This is a genomic window from Geobacillus sp. CAMR5420, from assembly GCF_000691465.1.
Classification (GTDB): Bacteria; Bacillota; Bacilli; order Bacillales; family Anoxybacillaceae; genus Geobacillus; species Geobacillus thermoleovorans.
The window spans coordinates 76,843-95,605 of record NZ_JHUS01000024.1; the positions used below are offsets into that span (position 1 = coordinate 76,843).

At 52.9% G+C, this 18,763-nt stretch carries 21 protein-coding genes; 15 read left to right on the forward strand and 6 right to left on the reverse strand.

From position 1 onward, the window contains the following. Positions 1–130: 130 nt before the first annotated feature. A complete protein-coding gene (locus DI44_RS11480) occupies positions 131–1,171 on the forward strand; it encodes a hypothetical protein (RefSeq protein ID WP_081823166.1) in 1,041 nt (346 codons plus the stop codon). Between the two features lie 59 nt (positions 1,172–1,230). Here DI44_RS11480 and DI44_RS11475 read toward each other — a convergent pair whose 3' ends face one another. After that, complete coding sequence (locus DI44_RS11475; protein WP_033024966.1) at positions 1,231–2,841, reverse strand: methyl-accepting chemotaxis protein; 1,611 nt, start codon at positions 2,839–2,841, stop codon at positions 1,231–1,233. A gap of 140 nt (positions 2,842–2,981) precedes the next feature. Between DI44_RS11475 and DI44_RS11470 the strand changes: the two genes are divergently transcribed. The 8 genes from DI44_RS11470 to DI44_RS11435 all read left to right on the forward strand — a co-directional run bounded on the left by DI44_RS11470 (position 2,982) and on the right by DI44_RS11435 (position 10,032). After that, positions 2,982–4,496 carry a spore germination protein gene (locus DI44_RS11470; RefSeq protein WP_033024967.1) on the forward strand — a complete coding sequence of 505 codons (1,515 nt, stop codon included), beginning with the start codon at positions 2,982–2,984 and terminating at the stop codon, positions 4,494–4,496. A gap of 11 nt (positions 4,497–4,507) precedes the next feature. Next, entirely contained in the window at positions 4,508–5,593 is a 1,086-nt protein-coding gene (locus DI44_RS11465) for a Ger(x)C family spore germination protein (RefSeq protein ID WP_033024969.1), read from the forward strand. Between the two features lie 26 nt (positions 5,594–5,619). Then, positions 5,620–6,732 (forward strand): GerAB/ArcD/ProY family transporter, encoded by a 1,113-nt coding sequence (locus tag DI44_RS11460; RefSeq protein WP_033024971.1) that lies wholly within the window; start codon positions 5,620–5,622, stop codon positions 6,730–6,732. A 178-nt stretch (positions 6,733–6,910) separates the two neighbouring features. Beyond that, the gene (gene queC / locus DI44_RS11455; RefSeq protein ID WP_198527189.1) at positions 6,911–7,576 is read left to right on the forward strand and encodes a 7-cyano-7-deazaguanine synthase QueC; all 666 of its coding nucleotides are present in this window, start codon (positions 6,911–6,913) and stop codon (positions 7,574–7,576) included. After that, positions 7,573–8,010 (forward strand): 6-carboxytetrahydropterin synthase QueD, encoded by a 438-nt coding sequence (queD, locus tag DI44_RS11450; RefSeq protein WP_033024973.1) that lies wholly within the window; start codon positions 7,573–7,575, stop codon positions 8,008–8,010. The genes queC and queD overlap by 4 nt, the downstream gene beginning before the upstream one ends. After that, positions 8,010–8,744 carry a 7-carboxy-7-deazaguanine synthase QueE gene (gene queE, locus DI44_RS11445; RefSeq protein ID WP_033024976.1) on the forward strand — a complete coding sequence of 245 codons (735 nt, stop codon included), beginning with the start codon at positions 8,010–8,012 and terminating at the stop codon, positions 8,742–8,744. The genes queD and queE overlap by 1 nt, the downstream gene beginning before the upstream one ends. A gap of 52 nt (positions 8,745–8,796) precedes the next feature. Further along, on the forward strand, positions 8,797–9,294 hold the full coding sequence (gene queF / locus DI44_RS11440; protein WP_013523276.1) for a preQ(1) synthase: 498 nt from the start codon (positions 8,797–8,799) through the stop codon (positions 9,292–9,294). A 54-nt stretch (positions 9,295–9,348) separates the two neighbouring features. Next, the gene (locus DI44_RS11435) at positions 9,349–10,032 is read left to right on the forward strand and encodes an NAD-dependent epimerase/dehydratase family protein (protein WP_014195299.1); all 684 of its coding nucleotides are present in this window, start codon (positions 9,349–9,351) and stop codon (positions 10,030–10,032) included. 30 nt (positions 10,033–10,062) lie between these two features. Here DI44_RS11435 and DI44_RS0117010 read toward each other — a convergent pair whose 3' ends face one another. The 3 genes from DI44_RS0117010 to DI44_RS11425 all read right to left on the reverse strand — a co-directional run bounded on the left by DI44_RS0117010 (position 10,063) and on the right by DI44_RS11425 (position 11,523). Next, positions 10,063–10,242 (reverse strand): DUF2187 family protein, encoded by a 180-nt coding sequence (locus DI44_RS0117010; RefSeq protein ID WP_013145942.1) that lies wholly within the window; start codon positions 10,240–10,242, stop codon positions 10,063–10,065. Between the two features lie 301 nt (positions 10,243–10,543). Beyond that, positions 10,544–11,128, reverse strand: a complete 585-nt coding sequence (locus tag DI44_RS11430; protein ID WP_014195301.1) for a cell wall hydrolase — start codon at positions 11,126–11,128, stop codon at positions 10,544–10,546. Between the two features lie 200 nt (positions 11,129–11,328). After that, positions 11,329–11,523: a hypothetical protein gene (locus DI44_RS11425; protein WP_011230483.1), complete on the reverse strand. Its 195-nt coding sequence runs from the start codon at positions 11,521–11,523 to the stop codon at positions 11,329–11,331. A 171-nt stretch (positions 11,524–11,694) separates the two neighbouring features. Between DI44_RS11425 and DI44_RS11420 the strand changes: the two genes are divergently transcribed. The 5 genes from DI44_RS11420 (at position 11,695) to DI44_RS11400 (ending at position 16,518) form a co-directional block, all read left to right on the forward strand. Continuing rightward, positions 11,695–12,369, forward strand: coding sequence for a hypothetical protein (locus tag DI44_RS11420; protein ID WP_011230484.1), 675 nt, complete (start codon positions 11,695–11,697; stop codon positions 12,367–12,369). A gap of 269 nt (positions 12,370–12,638) precedes the next feature. Next, positions 12,639–13,388 (forward strand): glucose 1-dehydrogenase, encoded by a 750-nt coding sequence (locus tag DI44_RS11415; RefSeq protein WP_013523280.1) that lies wholly within the window; start codon positions 12,639–12,641, stop codon positions 13,386–13,388. Between the two features lie 65 nt (positions 13,389–13,453). Beyond that, a complete protein-coding gene (locus DI44_RS11410; RefSeq protein ID WP_011230486.1) occupies positions 13,454–13,699 on the forward strand; it encodes a YueH family protein in 246 nt (81 codons plus the stop codon). 56 nt (positions 13,700–13,755) lie between these two features. After that, positions 13,756–15,048 (forward strand): ATP-binding protein, encoded by a 1,293-nt coding sequence (locus DI44_RS11405; protein WP_033024978.1) that lies wholly within the window; start codon positions 13,756–13,758, stop codon positions 15,046–15,048. Between the two features lie 321 nt (positions 15,049–15,369). Further along, positions 15,370–16,518: a cation:proton antiporter gene (locus DI44_RS11400; RefSeq protein ID WP_014195304.1), complete on the forward strand. Its 1,149-nt coding sequence runs from the start codon at positions 15,370–15,372 to the stop codon at positions 16,516–16,518. Between the two features lie 90 nt (positions 16,519–16,608). Here the strand turns inward: DI44_RS11400 and DI44_RS19625 are convergent, their stop codons facing one another. After that, positions 16,609–16,737, reverse strand: a complete 129-nt coding sequence (locus DI44_RS19625) for a hypothetical protein (RefSeq protein WP_011230489.1) — start codon at positions 16,735–16,737, stop codon at positions 16,609–16,611. After that, positions 16,707–17,528: an alpha/beta hydrolase gene (locus DI44_RS11395; RefSeq protein ID WP_011230490.1), complete on the reverse strand. Its 822-nt coding sequence runs from the start codon at positions 17,526–17,528 to the stop codon at positions 16,707–16,709. The genes DI44_RS19625 and DI44_RS11395 overlap by 31 nt, the downstream gene beginning before the upstream one ends. Positions 17,529–17,670: 142 nt before the next feature. On the opposite strand from DI44_RS11395, the gene DI44_RS11390 reads away from it, so the two are divergent. Further along, positions 17,671–18,528, forward strand: a complete 858-nt coding sequence (locus DI44_RS11390; protein ID WP_011230491.1) for a transcription antiterminator — start codon at positions 17,671–17,673, stop codon at positions 18,526–18,528. Positions 18,529–18,763: the final 235 nt, after the last annotated feature.

The window sequence follows — 18,763 nt, forward strand, 5'->3', positions numbered from 1 at the left end:
AAGAGAGTTTGCGGTGTGTGAGAAGGCATCTTGTCTCGGATGCCTTCTTTTTTCGTTCTGTCGTCTTTCTTGTCCATGCCGGACATATATATGGCAATAAAGCAACGGACAAGAGAGGGAGATGGAGGATTTGGGCAAGAGACACGAGTGGTCGGAAGCATGGCAAATCGCCGCTGTTTACGTCGGCACGGTGATTGGAGCGGGATTTGCGACTGGCAGGGAAATTATTGAATTTTTTACCCGCTACGGAATGGCTGGGACGATCGGGGTGGCGGTCAGCGGCGTTTTGTTCACATGGGGCGGCGCGCGCCTGATGGTGATGGCGCGCCGCATTGGAGCCGCGTCATATGATGAATTGAATCGCTATTTGTTCGGAGGAATGTTGAGTCCGTTTGTGACGCTTGTGATGACGGCGATGATCGCGGGGGTGACGGCGGTGATGATTGCCGGGGCGGGTGCCGTGTTTGAAGAGCAGATCGGCTGGCCGAGGCAGGCGGGAATTGCGCTGACGCTCGGTTTGGCGCTTCTAGTCATGTTGTTTGACCGCAAAGGGCTGTTTGGCGTCAACGTGTTTGTCGCGCCGATGATGGTGCTGTTCAGCGCCATCGCCTTTGTGAAAACAATCGTGGCTGGCGATTTGTGCCGTCCGGACATGGCTGCGGTGGACTATTCCCTCAAGGCGATGTTGTCCCCGTTTTCCTATGCGGCCTTTAACTTGGCGATGGCCCAAGCGGTGCTTGTCCCCATCGCCCGCGAAGCGACCGATGAGCGAGCGGTGAGGCGCGGAGCGATGTTAGGCGGAATGGTGTTGACGGTTTTGCTGCTGTTGAACCATATGGTGCTGCTGTCGTTTCCACACAAGGACGATTATGATATTCCAATGGCCGAAGTCGTTCATACGTTTTTTACTGTGTTGTATTGGCTTTATGTCGTCGTCATTTACGGAGAAATTTTTACATCGGTCATCGGCGGCATGTTTGGACTTGCACGCCAAGTGCGCGTTTGGGCGCCGCTTGGCGGGAAATGGCTGGGCGTGCTGCTCGTTTTGCTGTTTGCGGCGGTCAGCCCGTTTCATTACGGGGAGCTGCTGTCATTCATCTATCCGCTGTTTGGTTATATGAGTCTTGTGCTTTTGTGGCTTCTTTGGCGCCGGCAGCTGCCGCGCCGGTAAATGAGCCCTTTCGTTCCCCAAAGTTTTTTGGTGAAGGGGGACGAAAGGGCTTCGTTGCTTTATGAGTGGAAGCGGGCGATCATTTTTTCTAAATCGCGCGCTGCCGCAGCCAATGTGTCGGCTTCCCGAGCCAGCTGGTGAAGGGCGAGCGTTTGTTGCTCAAGCCCAGCCGCCGTTTCTTGCACCATGTTTGAAAAATCGGCGGCGACGGTGCGTACGTCTTCCATCAGTCCGCCGAGCTGCTCGCCGTCGGCGGTGATGGCGTTAACATACGCTTCGTTTTGCTGAAGCAAGTCGTTCAGTTGGGCGAACATGCCTTGAAACGATGTGAACGTTTCCCCTGTTTTCCAAAGCGAGTCTTTCGTTGTTTCAACGCGGAGGCCGCTTCCTTGTACAGCTTGCACCGTTTCTTTGAGCGCGTTCGTCATGGCGTCGAGCGAAGCAAAAATTTCAGCGGCGAACGCGTTTGTATCTTCAGCGAGCTTTCGGACTTCTTCGGCGACGATCGAAAAACCGCGGCCCGCTTCACCCGCCCGCGCCGCTTCGATCGAGGCGTTTAGGGCGAGCAAGTTCGTTTGTTTGGCGATCGTGCGAATGGCGGCGATCATCTCATGAACGCGCGCTGCTTCATTGGCTGCTTTGTCGATGAGGGCAGTCATTTCGCCGATGCCGCGCTGCATCGCGTCCATGTTTGTTTTCGTTTCCTCAATGAGGCGGATGCCTTCTGCTGCTGACGACCAAGCGTCGCCCGCTTGCCTTACGACGCGTTCAACGGCGGCCCGCATGAGTTGCACGCGTTCCACCATCTGCCCGATGACATCATCCGCTTGCTCGACGGCGGTCGTTTGTTGTTTCGCCCCTTCGCGGAACGTTTCGACGGCGGCGGCGATTTCGTCAAACGATTCAGAGAGGCGGCGCATTTCCATTTGTTGCTCATGGCTGACATCATGCACCGTTTTGGCCGCTTTGCCAAGCTCATTGATGATCGTGCGGATGCCGAGAATCATTTTGTTGATTTCGTAGGCGATTTGATGAAATTCATCCCGTTTTCCCGTCGTTTTCACTTCTGTCTGCAATTGACCCGAGGAGACAGTGCGGGCGACGCTGTACCAATGGCGAAGCTCGGCGGCAATGGCCCGATGCCAGGCGGCGCCAAGCCCAAGCCCAGCGAGAGCGGCGCACAGCGCGGCCAAAATGGGCGGCGCCCCTGCGATGGAAGCGGCCAGCCCAACGGCTGCGGGCGCAATGGCGACGCTTGCTAACGCCCATTGCAAATACGGACGGTGCATGAGCCGCCCCATCCGCAAATTGATCCGCCTTCCGCCCGGCTCCGTCCAAAACGGGCAGCTGGCGTCAATCAACACTTCGCCTGTATCGCGTTCGTACACTTGCAAGAGCGGCTTGTTCGTGCGGGCGGCGGCCAGCCCGACTGGGTCGGCAAACACCCTTCCCTCGCGAAGGCGGTTCGTATGGACAACTCCGTATCCGCTTTCATTGACAAGAACAAAATATTCATCACGGCCGAGCCGCTCGTCTAAAAAGGTGCGGATGCGGTCAAGCTGTTCTTCAAGCGGACGCGTTCGGTCGATGGACCGCCGCAGTGCTTCCGCCGTTGCTGTTACTTTTTTTAACGCCTGTTTTGCCCGGCGCCGTTTCGTCAATTTGTTCATAGACGATTCTCCTTTTTTTATTTGTCTATTTTCAATAATATATAGAAGATTTTGTCGAATCAATAGGATGAAAGGGGGATGCATAAAAATATCGATCGATTGGAAGACTATGCCGTAAACGGAAAGGCGAGGGGATCATCGTGGGTTGGTTCTCGTTTTGGAAGAAAAAGAAAAAGCGCCTCGCACAGAGGAATCTTTCGCAACTTTGGGAAAAGCTTCGGCAATCGAGCGATTTTGTCGAAGTGTCGTTTGTTGTCGGAGGCAAGGAGCTGTCGATTTACTATTTCGATTCGCTCGTCGATCCGCAAGTGCTGCAAGAGCGGATTCTTTGCCATTTGCAAAACGACATTCCAAACCATCCAACTGTCCGTTTGGAAGACTTGCAGCAAATCGTGCCGATTCAGCGCATTGAGGTGAGTGAAGACACGGCACTGATTGAAGAGAAGGTGCTGAAAGGGTTTGTCGCGGTCACCTTCCGCGAGCAACCGAACAAAGCGGCGCTCATGAGCGCCGCCGCCGAAAATTTAGGGCTTCGGGAAAACAATGATTCGGAAAACGAATTCAGCGTCGTCGGACCGAAAGTCGGGTTTGTGGAAAACGTCGGGGTCAACTTGCACCTCATCCGCCGGCAAGTGGTGACGCCGAATCTTGTCTTTCGGGAAATGTCGATTGGTTCGGTGTCGAAAACGAAAGTGGTCATCGCCTACATCGATGGCGTCGCTAATCCGGAAGTCATTCAAACGGTGACGCAGCGGCTTGAGTCCATTCATTTTGACGTCGTGTTTGACAACGCCATTTTGGATCAGCTTCTTGCGGATAATTCACGGACACCGTTTCCTCTTTTTATCTCGACCGAGCGGATCGATCGGGCCATCTATGCGCTTGTGTCGGGTCAGGTGGTCATTTTTTGCGACGGCTCCCCGTATGCCGTGATTGGCCCCGCCGCTCTTTTCGATTTTTTTACGTCGCCGGAAGACTATTATTTGCCATGGGTGCTCGGCACGTTTTTCCGGCTCATCCGGTTTTTCGGCGTTGCGTTTTCGGTGTTGGCGTCGCCGATTTATGTGGCGGTGCTGACGTATCATTATGAAATGATTCCCGAAGACTTGCTCGGCCCGATCATTTATTCCCGCTCGAACGTGCCGTTTCCGCCGATGCTCGAGGTGCTGTTTTTGGAAATTACGATTGAGCTGTTGCGCGAGGCCGGGGCGCGGCTGCCGACGAAAGTCGCACAAACGCTCGGGATTGTCGGCGGGATTGTCATCGGGCAAGCAACCGTTGATGCCGGGCTGACGAGTACGATTTTGTTGATTGTCGTCGCGTTGGCGGCGCTCGCTTCGTTTACAACGCCGATTTTCAAAATGTCCAACACGATTCGGTTCATTCGGTTCCCGTTTATTTTGTTTGCCGCTTTCTGGGGCGGGATCGGCATTATCTTTGCTGTCTGTGGACTGCTCATTCATTTAGGGCGGCTGCAGTCGTTTGGTTATCCGTATTTGCTGCCGTTTTATCCATTTCGTGTGCGCAGCTTCCGCGATACATTCATTCGTTCGCCATACAGTGAAACGGCGGAGCGGCCGATGTTTCTTCGTCCGCGGTCGCGGTTTCGTTACGATCCGAATGCGGCGAAGCAAAAACGCGATATTGATGAGTAAGGGGGATCGTGATGAGGCGTGGGCTTCTATGGCTCGGTGCGCTGCTGTTGCTTGGCGGCTGCGCCAGTTCGCGGCCGATTGACGAAATTCAAATTATTCAACAGATGGGGTATGATTTCGAGAACGGCCGCTACACGGGCACTGCGGTGTACCCGACGTTCAAGCAAGGGCCGATGACAAAGCCGAATATGCTGACGACGACGTCGCCGACAATCTACGACTTAATCCCGCGCCTGTCATCGAAATCCGCGCTGCCGATTGAGGAAGGGCAGCTGCGCTTGATTTTGTTCGGCAAGGAGTTTGCTCGGCGGGGGGTGACGCAAATTACGCACAGCCTCGCGCGCAACAACAAAGTCGGCAGTCATTTGCTGCTTGGCGTGGCGGAAGAAAGCGCGAAGGAGCTGCTAAACATCACGGCGAAAACGACGCTGAGCGATACGTTGTATTTGCCGAATCTGGTGGAGCAGAATGAGCAGTCGATGAACTTGCCGAAAACGAATTTGCACTTGTTTTTGTATCGCTATTTTTCCCCAGGCAGCGATCCGTTTTTGCCGTATTTTGAGAAAAAAGGAGATTTCGTCAAGCTTGAAGGGGTCGCGTTGTTTCGCGACGACCGATATGTCGGGCATGTGAGTTTGCGTGATTCGTTTTTAATGAAAATTTTGCTTGGAGAAACGAAAAACGGCGTCTACCAGTTGAAGGTTGGGAATCGCGGAAAACAAGGCGAGGATCGGGTGATGCTGCAAAACTTATGGGCGAAGCCGAAATATGAATGGAAGCGTGATGGAAGCCGCCATGTGCTTGATGTGTTCGTCCATATCCATGCGTCGGTGAGGGATTACCCGTCATGGCTCGATCAGCCGGGAGGTGATTTGTTTGCTGATGTGAAGAAAAAGATGCAAAACGAATTGGAGCATAATATGCGCCGGTTATTCCACTATTTTCAGAAAAAACGGATTGACCCGCTCGGCATTGGAGATTTTGTTCGCAGCGTGACAAGACATTGGGATTCCGACGCGTTTTACCGCGAATACCCGAATCTAGACATCCGCCCGCACGTCACGGTGGATATCGTCCATACAGGCATTGGCGAATAAGACGGGGAACATGAGGAGGGATTAGGATGAAGCAGGCCATTCAGGAACGGTTTCTCATCTCCCCGTTTCTTGTATTTTTTGTCATTCACGCTACGCAAGTTGGGGTCGGGGCACTCAATTTTCAGCGTCCTCTCATGAAAGAGGCGGGGCAGGATGCCTGGATGGCTGTCTTAATGGCCGGATTGGCGGCGCACGTGTTGATTTGGCTGATGTATCGGCTGCTGTCGCATTCTCCATCAGGCGGAGACCTCGTGTCGCTTCATGAACAGTACTTCGGGCGGTGGATCGGCGGGGTGCTGAGCCTTGGACTTCTTTTTTACTACGCGTTGGCGGCGTTTATGGTGCTTCAATCATACATTGAAATCATTAAAGTATGGGTGTTCCCGTTGATTGGGGCGTGGCAGTTCAGCCTCGTGTTTTTGCTGCTGACGTATTACGCCGTCTCCGGCGGGTTTCGCGTCGTTGTCGGCTTATGCGTTTGGGGGGTGGTGATTCCGCTGTTGACGATTTTTCCGATGGTTTTCTTTCCGCTTGAGTATGCTCAATACCGGAACTTATTGCCGGTGTTCGACCATTCGTTTGGGCAATTGGCAAAAGCATCGAAAGAGATGGTGCTGCAATATTTAGGGTTTGAAATGTTGCTTATGTATTACCCGTTTTTAAAAAACGCTCCGTCCTCGCAAAAGTGGGCGCATGCGGCCAACGCATTTACGATGTTCATTTATTTTGTTTTGATCCTCATTTCCATTGTGTTTTATAACAAAGAGCAAGTTCAGCATATTACATGGCCGACGCTGACGCTGGCCAAAATTCCGGAAGTGCCGTTTATCGAGAGAATGGAATATATCGTCATCTCGATTTATGTACTTGTTGTGTTCCCGATCATCGCGGTCTCTATTTGGGCGGCGACGCGGGTTGTGAAACAGCTGTTTGCCGTTCAGCAACGCCGTTCGCTTCCAGTGTTGCTCGCTTGCTTATTTGTCGGGACGCTGTTTTTCCAAGAGAAGACAGATATTGAGCAGTTGACGGAATGGACAGCGAAGGCAGGGTTTTATCTTGTCGCGGTGTATGTTCCGCTCCTGTATGTGTATGTATGGACAGCGGAAAAAGTGAAAAAGACGCTACAACAAAAGCCATAAGTATGGTATAGTAAAGAAGAAAAACAGAAGAATCGCAATTCCGTACGCTTGTACGGGAGAGGTTTCTAGCAAAACCCTCTATAAAAAACTAGGGACGGCTGTATCCTAGGGGTATGGCCTTTTTTGTTTTGGAAACCTCTTCTTCTGCTGATTCAGAAGGAGGTTGATCATGATGAAGATGAAGGAAGAAAAGGCGGTCGTTGTCTTCAGCGGCGGCCAAGACAGCACGACGTGTTTGTTTTGGGCGAAAAAACAGTTTGGTGAAGTGGAAACGGTGACGTTTGACTACGGCCAGCGCCACCGCCGGGAAATTGACGTCGCTCAAGCGATCGCTGGCGAGCTTGGCGTCCGTCATACGGTGCTCGATATGTCGCTGCTTGGACAATTGGCGCCGAACGCCTTGACGCGGCGCGACATCGCCATTGAACAAAAGGAAGGCGAGCTGCCGACGACATTTGTGGACGGGCGCAATTTATTGTTTTTATCATTCGCTGCCGTGTTCGCCAAACAGCGGGGCGCGCGCCATATTGTGACTGGAGTGTGCGAAACAGATTTCAGCGGCTATCCGGACTGCCGCGATGTGTTTATCAAATCATTGAACGTCACGCTGAATTTAGCGATGGATTACGAATTTGTCATTCATACGCCGCTCATGTGGCTGACGAAAGCGGAGACGTGGAAGCTCGCGGATGAGCTCGGGGCGCTCGAGTTCATTCGCACGAAGACGCTGACGTGCTATAACGGCATCATCGCCGACGGCTGCGGCGAATGTCCAGCATGCGTGCTGCGCAAGCGCGGGTTGGATGAATATTTGCGGGAAAAAGCGGGGGTGGAGTCGCGATGATGCATCAGCTCTATCCGCAGGTGGCGCATCATTACCGCTATGAGTTGAACAAAGATATGCACATCGCCGCCGCCCATTTCATCCCGCACGAAGCGGCCGGGAGTTGCGCAAACGTGCACGGCCACACGTACATCGTCAATGTGACGGTCGCCGGCGATGAGCTCGATGAAAGCGGATTTTTGGTCAATTTTCAAACGATCAAACAGCTTGTGCATGGAAAGCTGGATCATACGTTGCTCAATGACCATGCCGATTGCTTTGATGAAAACGACCCGAACCGGTTTCCGACGACGGAAGTGGTGGCGCGCACGATTTATGAAACGATTCAGCGCTATTTGGATACGCTGCCGCACAAGCCGACATGTTTGCAAGTGTTTGTCCGCGAAACGCCGACAAGTTATGTCGTCTACCGGCCGAAAGCGGGGGAGCGGTAATGGCGCGCACGATTCCGGTGTTGGAGATTTTTGGTCCGACCATCCAAGGAGAGGGAATGGTGATCGGCCAAAAGACGATGTTCGTCCGCACAGCCGGCTGCGACTACCGCTGCCGCTGGTGCGATTCGGCGTTTACGTGGGACGGATCAGCGAAAGACGAGATCGAGCAGCTGACGGCAGACGAAATTTGGCGGCGGCTTGAAGCCATTGGCGGCCGCCGCTTCCGCCACGTGACGATTTCAGGCGGCAACCCGCTTCTGATTGCGGCTCTTGGGGAGCTCATCGCGCTTCTTCATGAAAAAGGGATGCGGGTTGCGGTTGAAACGCAAGGGAGCCGTTGGCAGGATTGGCTGCTTGACATTGACGATGTCACCCTTTCCCCGAAGCCGCCAAGCTCGGGGATGGACACCGACTGGGCGGCGCTCGATCAAATCATGGAACGGCTGCAGGCTGACCAAAGCCGGGTGCGGCGCATCAGCTTGAAAGTCGTCGTCTTTGATGACGCCGATTTGGCGTATGCGAAAGAGGTGCACTGCCGCTACCCAGGCGTTCCGTTTTATTTGCAGACAGGAAACGCCGATGTGGCCGATTCGGATGTGGATGCACTCCGCGCGAAGCTTTTCAGTCGGTTGGAATGGCTGGTGGAACAAGCCGCCGATTCGGAGGAGCTGGCAGACGTCCACATCCTGCCGCAGCTGCACACGCTTCTTTGGGGAAACAAGCGCGGCGTGTAAAGCGGGGTGCGGCGATTCGCCCGGCAATGAATAATGAGGGAGGAATGAAGGAATGGCAGGAAGAAAAGAGGAAGAATTGAAAGACTTGACGCTGCTTGGCAATCAAGGGACAACGTATTCGTTTACGTACAATCCCAATCTTCTTGAAGTGTTTGACAACAAACATCCTGACCGGGATTATTTCGTGAAGTTCAATTGTCCGGAGTTTACGACGTTGTGTCCAAAAACCGGACAACCGGACTTCGCGACGATTTACATCACCTACATCCCGGACAAAAAATGCGTCGAAAGCAAATCGTTGAAGCTGTATTTGTTCAGCTTCCGCAATCATGGCGACTTTCACGAAGACTGCGTCAACATCATTATGAACGATTTGATTAAAGTTATGGAACCGCGCTATATCGAAGTGTGGGGCAAATTCACCCCGCGCGGCGGCATTTCCATCGATCCGTACTGCAACTGGGGACGCCCGGGGACGAAATACGAAAAAATGGCGGAATACCGGCTGCTCAATCATGACTTGTATCCAGAAAAAGTCGACAACCGCTAGAGATAAAAAAAAGAGGTAGTTTTTTCGCTCCAACTCCTATATAATGAACAATGAATGTTTGCCTTGGAGGTTTTGGCGTTGGAGCGAAGAACAGCTCTTTTGCTTGGAGCGAGCGGTTTGGTCGGCGGAGAGTTGCTGAAGCTGTTGCTGCAGTCGGATTTGTACCGCTGTGTGACGATTTTCGTCCGCACTCCGCTGCCGGTGGAACATGAAAAGCTGCAGCAAGTCGTCGTCGATTTTGCGCGGCTTGAATCGTACGAACGATATTTTTATGTGGACGATGTGTTTTGCTGCCTAGGGACGACGCGCAAAAAGGCGAAAACAAAGCAGCAGTTCATTCAAGTCGACTATGAATATACGCTGCGCGCCGCGGCGCTGGCGGAAAAGTGCCGTGCGAAAAGCTTTTTGACCGTCTCTTCGGTCGGCGCCAACCCGTGCTCGCCGTTTTTTTACCAGCGAGTCAAAGGAGAGACGGAAGAGGCGTTGCAGCGGCTTTCCATTCCGTCGCTCCATATTTTTCGTCCGTCGCTGCTTGTCGGCAAGCGCCGGGAGTTCCGCCTTGGCGAAGCGTTAGGCGGGTGGTTGTTATGCCGTCTTCCGTTTTTGTTCGTCGGCAAATGGAAAAAGTATAAGCCGGTTGACGCCCATCAGCTTGCTTTGGCGATGTTTTACCGGGCGGCGTCAGCAACGAGCGGCGTCCATATCTATGAATGTGATGAACTCGCCCGCATTTCGTAAACAAAAAAGAGGCTCTTGGCAGCCTCTTTTTTATTCGATGATCTTATAGTTTTTATGATTGACGACTGTCCGTTCTTGCAAATCGAGTTCACGGTAGTTTTCCATATACGTTAAATCCACGATGACGGAGTTTTCATTCACCTTCTCCACAATGCCGCGCAGCCCATTTTTAAATTCGATAATATCTCCGACTTTCGCTTTTTTGATCATCATCATTCTCCTTTAATCAAAATGATGGACGGACCGCTCAAGCGAACGGCCGCGGGAATCGAGGCTTGCCTGATTCCGTCGCCGCTCCCCGGTCGGCGGGGATTAGGCGCTTTTTTACTAGTGTGCCTTATTTTTATGCGCAAGTAAAGAGATTTATTTCCTAAATATTTAAAAAAGGTGCCCTGAAAAAGAGTTTGGGCACCTTCCTTATGGGTGCATATATGCATCCAATATGCTCAAAAGACCATATATGGCGCCTCGCTTAGGAGAAAACGGTCTTTTAAGGCAGCCTATCCTTCTTTTACTTGGCGAAGACGTGGTTGCCGATGACGACGGTCACTGGACGCGAGCGCAGCCATTTGCTTTTCGCCGTTTTCGGATTATAGAAATAGAGCGAGCCGTTTCCTAAACCGCGAAAAGCAAGTGCTTCTTCAACGGCGCGGTATGATTCACGGTCGGCCGGTTCGTTGATCGATCCGTTTGCGACCGGCGTGAATGCATAATGGCCGCCAGAGCGCTCATAAATGACAGCGCGGATCGTATCCGGAAAATCCGGATGGTCGACGCGGTTGAGCACGACCGTTGCCACGGCCACTTTCCCGGCGTACGGTTCCCCTTTCGCCTCGGCATGGACGAGGCGAGCGAGCAAATCTTTCTCCGCCGCCGTGATGCCGGCATCAGGGATGACGAGTTTTTCACCAGGATATAGCCAATCGCCTTTGCGGTTTGTCTGCTGCAGTTGTTTCAGCGGCACACCGTATTGTTTCGCGATTTTCCAAAGCGTATCGCCGCGCTTGACGGTGTGGATCATCGCCGCATCGGCATGGCCGGCAAAGAAAAATATGCCGCACAACATAGCCGTCACCCATGCTTTTGCTTGTTTCATCCACATCCCTCCTTTTGTCTTGCAAACTCGCTACTAGAGTAACAAGGATCACGCGATGAGTCATTATCGAAATGATGGAAAAAACGCGCGAGGCATTGAAATGACTAGTTTCATAGAGAGGGATGGAAAATTCTCCGCGAGCAAAAACACCCGGCTTCCAGGACGGAAAGCCGGGTGTGAAGCCATGGGAACAGGAGCTTTTAGCTGCGTGGAGCATCCATATAGTGGTAAATAACGTGGCCGCCGCGCTGGGCGATGCCGCGAAATCGTTTGAAGTCGGGCTGTTTGACGAGCACGGCACGAAAAACAGGGAAGTCCTCTTTTTTCACCAACAGTTCGGAGATGATTCCGTTGCGCAATTCATCGATTTGCTTGGCCGCCAGTGCTTCATCCATCGCATGTCCCCCCAAGCGTTGATTCGGCATCGTCACCGTTATTGATCGTATCACAGACGACTGTTGGGTTAAATACCTATATTTTGGCCGGGCAAACACCCTTTGCTTGTTCTGACATACAATATGGGTGGGTACGCGCCCCGAGAATATAAGCAAGAAAGGGAGAGAACAATGAATCATTGGGATCCGTATATGAATGGTCCGTTTTCAACCTCTTCCGGCCATGACAATGAAGCCGGATGGATGGAGAATAACGTGCCGCCGATGGCTCCGCTATCGGCAACGACACCAAATGAAGCGACGCCGACTCAAGTGATGCCGATGGCGTATTATCCGCCGGCAGCGCCTTATGGCTATTGGTGTCCACCGGTTGCGCCGCCAGCGCCGCTTGTCAGTCCGGTCCATCTTGACAGTCCAGACAGTCCGGACAGCTCCGATATGATGCTGCCGGCGCCGCCGCTCGGTTTAGGAGCCGGGCCGAATATGGCCCATGCTTCCGTTTGGCCGATGGGTGGGAAAGAAAACACGCCGCCGATGACGCCTGATGACGCCGCTATTCCGTATGGCATGACGGCCCCGTATGCAGAAAACGTTCCCCCGGCTGGCAGCACGGCTCCCGTGGCCGTTCCTGGCACGCTGTCTGGAATGGCTGCTGGTGCGACACCAGGTTTCGTTCCTGGCGCACATCCGTATGCGCCGCTGTACTATCCACCGATGGCGCCGCAGCCGTATGCCCCGGTGATGCCGTATGGCTATGGCTATCCCGCTGCGCCGCTGCCTCCATATTATGGCGGAGGAACCCCGTATGCGCCTGGCTTTCCAATCTCGTATGGCCCCTATCGGTAAGATGCCAAAAAAGACCGCCGAATGGCGGTCTTTTTTACATCTGGAGCCGAGAAAATCCTCACTTCCATGCGTGAGCGCAAGTGGGGGATGAATCGGTATCTTTCCTCATCCACCTTTCTCTTGCATCAAGAGAACGAAAGGTATAAAATGGTCATGAATAGAACAAACGTTCCTTATCGTAGGAGGGAAGGCCATGCATAAAGCCTACCTCTTTCGGTTGGATCCCATCCGAAAGCAAACGGAGCAAAGGAAGGGAGAAGAGATTGCACATGAGCATGGAACAGAAAACAGCCATTGTCACCGGTGGAGCGAATGGGATCGGCAAGGCGATCGCTAGAGCATTCGCAAAACAGGGAGCGAACGTCGTGATCATCGACCGCGATATTCAAAACGGTGAAGCGTTCGCCGCGCAATTGCAGTCGGACGGGTTCAAGGCGATCTTTGTGGCAGCGGATGTGCGGAAGGTGGACGATATTGAACGGTTTGTACAAGAAGCTGCCGGCCGCTTCGGCCGCATTGACTATTTGATCAACAATGCTGGCGTCTCACGCTGGAAGTCGCCGTATGAGCTGACGGTTGAGGAGTGGGATGACGTGCTGTCAACGAATTTGCGCAGCGCTTTTTTTGCTTCTCGAGAAGCAGCGAAATATATGCGCCGCAATGCAAAAGGCGGAGCCATCGTCAACATTGCCTCGACAAGGGCGCTCATGTCCGAGCCGAATTCCGAGGCGTACGCTGCATCGAAAGGCGGCCTTGTCGCTTTGACCCATGCGCTGGCGGTGTCGTTTGCGGATGATCGCATTCGCGTCAATTGCATCAGCCCCGGTTGGATTGAAACGGGCGATTATGGGCAACTGCGAGACATTGACCACCGGCAGCACCCGGCCGGCCGCGTCGGCAAACCGGACGATATCGCCCGCGCTTGTCTGTATTTATGCGATGAGGAAAACGATTTTATCACCGGGGTCAATTTGGTCATCGACGGGGGAATGACAAGGAAAATGATTTATATTGAGTAGGGAGCGGGCGTTTGTTAAAATAAACAAAATGGGGACGGCTTGAAAGGAAAAGGTGGGACGGAAAAATGAAAATCCGCAAAACGCCGGTGATGGACGGACAAGCTCCGGCTAATGTCTACATTTACGAAAATCGAAAAGAAGAATATATCGTGATTGCCATTCCGGCGCTTGAGTGGTCATTTTCGTTCGCCTATGAGGAAGAGGCGGAGGCGGTGGCCGAGCGGCTTGAGGCATCGCTAAAAAAGCGGCTTGACCATGAGCGCGCCGCCCTCTTGGCCGTGCGGTTGCTCGGCTGGGCGCGGGAAATGTAGCCTAGAGGGCGACCGTGGCCGCCAGCGACTTTGCATGTTAGGGGTTCGATGACAACGTGGTCAACAAAACAAAAGTAATCGCAGTATATATCATAGGCAGCATTTTATGGATTGCCGCCACCGACACCCTGCTCAATATGCTGTCGATCAGCCGCGCTGTATATATGGCGCTTGGCGCCGCCAAAGGGGCCGTGTTTATTTTGCTCTCGGCTATTTTTTTGTACCAGCTGTTAAAAAAACGCGAGCAGCTGGAAAAGATCGAAGAAAATGAACAACAGCTGCTTACGCTCATCAATTCGATGCCCGATTTCGTTTGCTTTAAAGACAGCGAGGGTCGATGGCTGCGCGTCAACGATTTCGGACAGCGGCTTTATCATCTCGAGCGTATCGACTATGTCGGGAAAACCGATCGTGAACTTGGCGAGCTGGTGCCGTTTTTTAAGGACGCTTTCGAGCAGTGCATCGAATCGGACCGCGAAGCATGGAAAAGCGGAACGGTCACCCGCCGCGAGGAGTCGTTTGCGACGCCGGATGGGGAAGTGAAGACGTTTGACGTCATTAAAGTGCCGCTCTTTGACGAAAACGGAGCGCGCAAAGGGCTGCTGACGATCGGCCGCGACATTACCCAGCAAAAGCTTGCCGAGGAGCTGCTCTTGAAAAAAGAAAAGCTGTCCGTCCTTGGCGAGCTGGCCGCCGGCATTGCCCATGAAATCCGCAATCCGCTCACCTCCATGAAAGGATTTATTCAGATGATGCAAGAAACGCGCGAAGTGAATGATCATTATATGCGCATTATGTTAAGTGAACTCGGCCGCATCAACCAAATTGTGAGCGAGCTGCTGGTGCTCGCCAAGCCGCAAAGCCACGATTATCGGCCGTTTTTGCTAGACGAGGCCATTTCGTATGTCATCAGCTTGATTGGCCATGAGGCGACGTTGAACAACGTTTCCATTTCCGTCCATAACACCGCTCCGAAAGCTTGTGTGTACGGCGATCAAAACCAAATTGTTCAAGTGTTGTTGAACGTTATGAAAAATGCCGTCGAAGCGATGCCTGATGGAGGAATTTTATACGTCCACGTTGCGGAAGGGGACGGGAAGATCTATGTCGATGTTGCCGACACCGGCGTCGGCATTTCGAAAGAGCGGCTGCAGAAAATCGGTGAACCGTTTTTCACTTTGAAAGAAAAAGGAATGGGGCTCGGGCTGACGACAAGCATGAAAATCGTTCAAGAACATAAAGGAACGATGCGGATCGAAAGCGAGGTTGGGAAGGGAACGACTGTTCATTTGACGTTTCCGTCCGGCGGCGTCAAAGCCGCAAACGGCCGGCAAAATGCGCTGTCATAACAACAGGCGTCCACGCAGAGCGAGGATGTCTGTTTTTTTTTTTGGCTAACGTCTCAATCGATGGCTGATAGACAGTCGAGTTGCACGGCGGGCAGAGGCCGATGCTTTGCCGATCACCATAGGCAATGTCGGCACATAGCGGTTTGGAACATGAAACGCTTCTTTGTTTGCCGGCTTGGCCCGGCGCGGCGTCGATAGCGGTAAGACAACTAAGGGAGATGTTTCGTTTTGGCCTGAATTCGGGAAATGATAAAAGTGAAACCTTCCACGCATGATAAACGTAATTCGAAAAAGAGACTTAAAGCGAAGGAGTGTGAAGGGATGTTGATTGCCCAACTGGCGGTCATTTTGTTCGCCGCCAAACTTGCCGGTGATGCGGCCGTGCGCCTTGGCCAGCCCGCCGTGCTCGGCAAGCTGCTCATCGGCATTGTGCTTGGCCCGAGCGTGTTCGGTGTGATCGAGGATACGGATCTTTTGCAGGAGTTAAGTCAAATCGGCGTCATTTTGCTTATGTTTATCGCCGGCCTTGAGACGGATATGGACCAGTTTCGGCGCACTGGAAAAGCTGCTGTGGCGGTCGGAGTGCTTGGCATTCTCGTTCCGCTGCTCGCCGGGTATGCGGCCGGCGCAGCGTTCGGCATGGAAACCGGCACGGCTCTTTTCCTCGGACTTTTGCTGTCCGCAACGAGCGTCAGCATTTCCGTGCAGGCGCTCAAAGAGATGGGACAGCTGCAATCGAAGGAAGGATCAGCGATTCTTGGCGCGGCGGTCATCGACGACGTGCTGGTCGTCATTGCCTTGGCGTTTTTATTAAGCCTAACTGGCGGCGACGTCGAGCTTGGTGCGGTCGTGCTGAAAAAAGCTGTTTTTTTTGCCGTCGCCATTTTGCTCGCTTGGAAAGCCATCCCGCTCGTATTAAAGTGGTTTGCCCCGTTGCGTGTGACAGAGGCGGTTGTCTCGGCCGGGCTGGTCATCTGTTTTGCATTTGCCTATTTTGCTGAGGCGATGGGGGTGGCGGCGATCATCGGCGCCTATATGGCCGGGCTTGGCGCGAGTTTTACGGACTATCGGGAAGAAGTATTTGAGAAAGTGGAAACGATCGCCTATTCTTTGTTTGTCCCTGTCTTTTTTACCTCCATCGGGGTTGCGGCCGACTTTTCCGGCATCGTCGAGCATTGGCCGCTGATTGTCGGTTGGAGTGCGCTCGCGATTTTGACAAAGCTTGTCGGCGCCGCGCTGGGGGCAAAATGGGCCGGATTTTCGTGGGGAAGCTCGCTGGCGGTCGGCGCTGGCATGGTGTCGCGCGGTGAGGTGGCGCTCATCATCGCCGGCATCGGCTTGGAAGCCGGCCTGCTTGATGGGAACATGTTTGCGGTCATGATCATCGTCGTATTGGTAACGACTGTTGTGACGCCGCCGTTATTGAAGATGATTTTCAGCCGTCTTCATCCGGTGCGCCGGACGGCCTAGTCGCCGTCGAAGTGGGCAGCCGGGCCGATGGCCGGCGCTATAGCGGCAAAACAGCGGGGCTGTCCCCAAAAAAGGGCAGCCTCGCTGTCGCTACGAGCGGTTCTTTTTCGCTTGCTTGGCCGTATCCACGCTGTCTTTGGCCATTTCTGCCTCCGTCTTGGAGACGGTCGGGTTGGCTACTTCTTGGCTCACCTTGTTTTGTCTTCCTTTGTTCGACATGCGATCCCCTCCTTTCGGCCAGTTTCGCTCCGCTTGCCGTATGCCCGCAAAATGCTGTTTAGTTCGCTGCTATGTTTCGTCGGAATTTGATGGCGGGCCTGGTCAATAAACACAATATCTGCATGCGGCACATAACGTTGGAACATAGCGATATACGGATGGATGTAACGATCGCGTGCTCCATAAATAAGGAGCACGGGCAAGCGGAGGGAAGACAGTTGTTTTGTGCATCCATAAACAAGCCCAGCCTGGTACATGGCGTTTAAATCCCGTTTATGGGTCAGCCGGGCGTACCGCCGCAACAGCTGCCATTCGCGCCAGTTCGTTTTGTGCCCCCAAGCAAGAGCCGCCGCAAGCAGCGGGATGGCCCCAAGTTTTGCGGCGGAGATGCCGAGCAAAAACTCGCTGAACAAAAGCGGGGTGCACACTTCCGGAAACCCGCCGATCAAAACGAGCTGTTCGACATGCTCGGGATAGCGGAGCGCGAAATCAAGCGCAATGGATCCGCCGTTTGAGTAGCCGCAAATGATGGCGCGCCGAACGCCGAGGGCGCGGAGCAATACGGAAATGTCGTCGGCAAGCAGCGGTACGGTGATCGGTGCATCTGACGAACTGCTTCGCCCGTTTCCACGCATATCATACAAAATAAGGCGAAAATGGCGGGCGAGCGGTTCTTGGCGGCAAAAAACGGCATGCCCCATTCCTGGGGGATGGATGAACAAAAGCGGTGTTCCTTCTCCTTTTTCCTCATAGTAAAGGCGGACTCGTTGGTTGATCGATACGTATGGCATATTCTTTCCTCCCTCCCATTAGTATGTCGAGAAGAGCGGCGTCCCATCCAAAAAACGTCATTGAGAGCGATGGCCCATCCGGTTTATAATGTAGTCTGCATAGACTAGCGGCAGACGATGGGTGCGGAAAGGAGGGAGGCTGATGGAACAGCCGTTTCGCGTCGAAAAAACGCTCAACAACAACGTGTTAATCGCTTCCCATCCGGCATATGGCGAAGTCGTTTTGCTCGGCAAAGGAATCGGCTTCGGCAAAAAACGGGGGGACGAGATTGCCAAGAGCGCTGTGGAAAAATGTTTCGTTCTGAAAAACGAACGCGAACAAGAGCAATACAAAAAGCTGCTTCCGGAATTGAGCGAAGAATTCATCGCCCTCATGAGCGAGGTGGTTCAACATATTCAGCAACGCGTGGGCGCACCGCTCGACGAGCACATCCATGTGGCGCTGACGGACCATATCGCTTTTACATTAAAGCGGCTTGAACAAGGATTGGATGTCAAAAACCCGTTTTTGGCTGAGACGAAAAGCTTGTATCCGTTGGAATATGAAATTGCCAATGAAGTGGCCCGCATGATTGAACAAAAGCTCGGGATTGTGCTGCCTGAAGGAGAGGCAGGCTTTATTGCCCTTCATATTCATAGCGCGATTTCCAAGCAAAGCGTGTCGGAAGCGAATCGATATTCCCAGCTCATTGCTGATCTTGTCAAGATCGTCGAGCAACAGCTTGGCGTTGACATCGACCGCGAGAGCGTTCATTATTTGCGGTTTGTCCGTCACTTGCGCTATGCGATTGAGCGGATGAAAAAAGGCGAAAAAGTCGAAGAACCAAAAAATTTGTCGAAAATCTTGAAGGAAGCGTATCCATTATGCTATAATCTAGCATGGAAGTTGGTCAAAGTCATGCAGCAAACGCTTCATCTGCCGGCGGACGATGCCGAGGCGGTCTATTTGACGTTGCATTTGCAACGGCTGGCGGAGAAAAAGAACAATACAACTGCATAGGTTGTCTCGCTTTACGTGTTACTGACTCGATCAGGCATGAGTAAAGAGGGCAAATAAGGCGGCAACAGCTGCGAATTCATCTTTGCGCTGTTGTAAGCGTTCTTTTTGTCTCTCTTTAGTCATGCCTTTTTTATTGCGCCGGCTCCCTCGGAAACGCCCGCTTCATTTTCGGTACATGAATCGGTCGTTTGCTGTAAAACTTAAGAAAAGGAAACTAAAGGAGCATTCCCGTTAG

Bases quoted from the DNA above. Each gene is read 5' to 3' on its own strand.
- DI44_RS11475 (WP_033024966.1), bottom strand. From the start codon at position 2,841: ATGAACAAATTGACGAAACGGCGCCGGGCAAAACAGGCGTTAAAAAAA.
- DI44_RS11465 (WP_033024969.1), top strand. From the start codon at position 4,508: ATGAGGCGTGGGCTTCTATGGCTCGGTGCGCTGCTGTTGCTTGGCGGC.
- DI44_RS11460 (WP_033024971.1), top strand. From the start codon at position 5,620: ATGAAGCAGGCCATTCAGGAACGGTTTCTCATCTCCCCGTTTCTTGTA.
- queC (WP_198527189.1), top strand. From the start codon at position 6,911: ATGAAGGAAGAAAAGGCGGTCGTTGTCTTCAGCGGCGGCCAAGACAGC.
- queD (WP_033024973.1), top strand. From the start codon at position 7,573: ATGATGCATCAGCTCTATCCGCAGGTGGCGCATCATTACCGCTATGAG.
- queE (WP_033024976.1), top strand. From the start codon at position 8,010: ATGGCGCGCACGATTCCGGTGTTGGAGATTTTTGGTCCGACCATCCAA.
- queF (WP_013523276.1), top strand. From the start codon at position 8,797: ATGGCAGGAAGAAAAGAGGAAGAATTGAAAGACTTGACGCTGCTTGGC.
- DI44_RS11435 (WP_014195299.1), top strand. From the start codon at position 9,349: ATGTTTGCCTTGGAGGTTTTGGCGTTGGAGCGAAGAACAGCTCTTTTG.
- DI44_RS0117010 (WP_013145942.1), bottom strand. From the start codon at position 10,242: ATGATCAAAAAAGCGAAAGTCGGAGATATTATCGAATTTAAAAATGGG.
- DI44_RS11430 (WP_014195301.1), bottom strand. From the start codon at position 11,128: ATGAAACAAGCAAAAGCATGGGTGACGGCTATGTTGTGCGGCATATTT.
- DI44_RS11425 (WP_011230483.1), bottom strand. From the start codon at position 11,523: ATGGATGAAGCACTGGCGGCCAAGCAAATCGATGAATTGCGCAACGGA.
- DI44_RS11420 (WP_011230484.1), top strand. From the start codon at position 11,695: ATGAATCATTGGGATCCGTATATGAATGGTCCGTTTTCAACCTCTTCC.
- DI44_RS11415 (WP_013523280.1), top strand. From the start codon at position 12,639: ATGAGCATGGAACAGAAAACAGCCATTGTCACCGGTGGAGCGAATGGG.
- DI44_RS11410 (WP_011230486.1), top strand. From the start codon at position 13,454: ATGAAAATCCGCAAAACGCCGGTGATGGACGGACAAGCTCCGGCTAAT.
- DI44_RS11400 (WP_014195304.1), top strand. From the start codon at position 15,370: ATGTTGATTGCCCAACTGGCGGTCATTTTGTTCGCCGCCAAACTTGCC.
- DI44_RS19625 (WP_011230489.1), bottom strand. From the start codon at position 16,737: ATGTCGAACAAAGGAAGACAAAACAAGGTGAGCCAAGAAGTAGCCAAC.
- DI44_RS11395 (WP_011230490.1), bottom strand. From the start codon at position 17,528: ATGCCATACGTATCGATCAACCAACGAGTCCGCCTTTACTATGAGGAA.
- DI44_RS11390 (WP_011230491.1), top strand. From the start codon at position 17,671: ATGGAACAGCCGTTTCGCGTCGAAAAAACGCTCAACAACAACGTGTTA.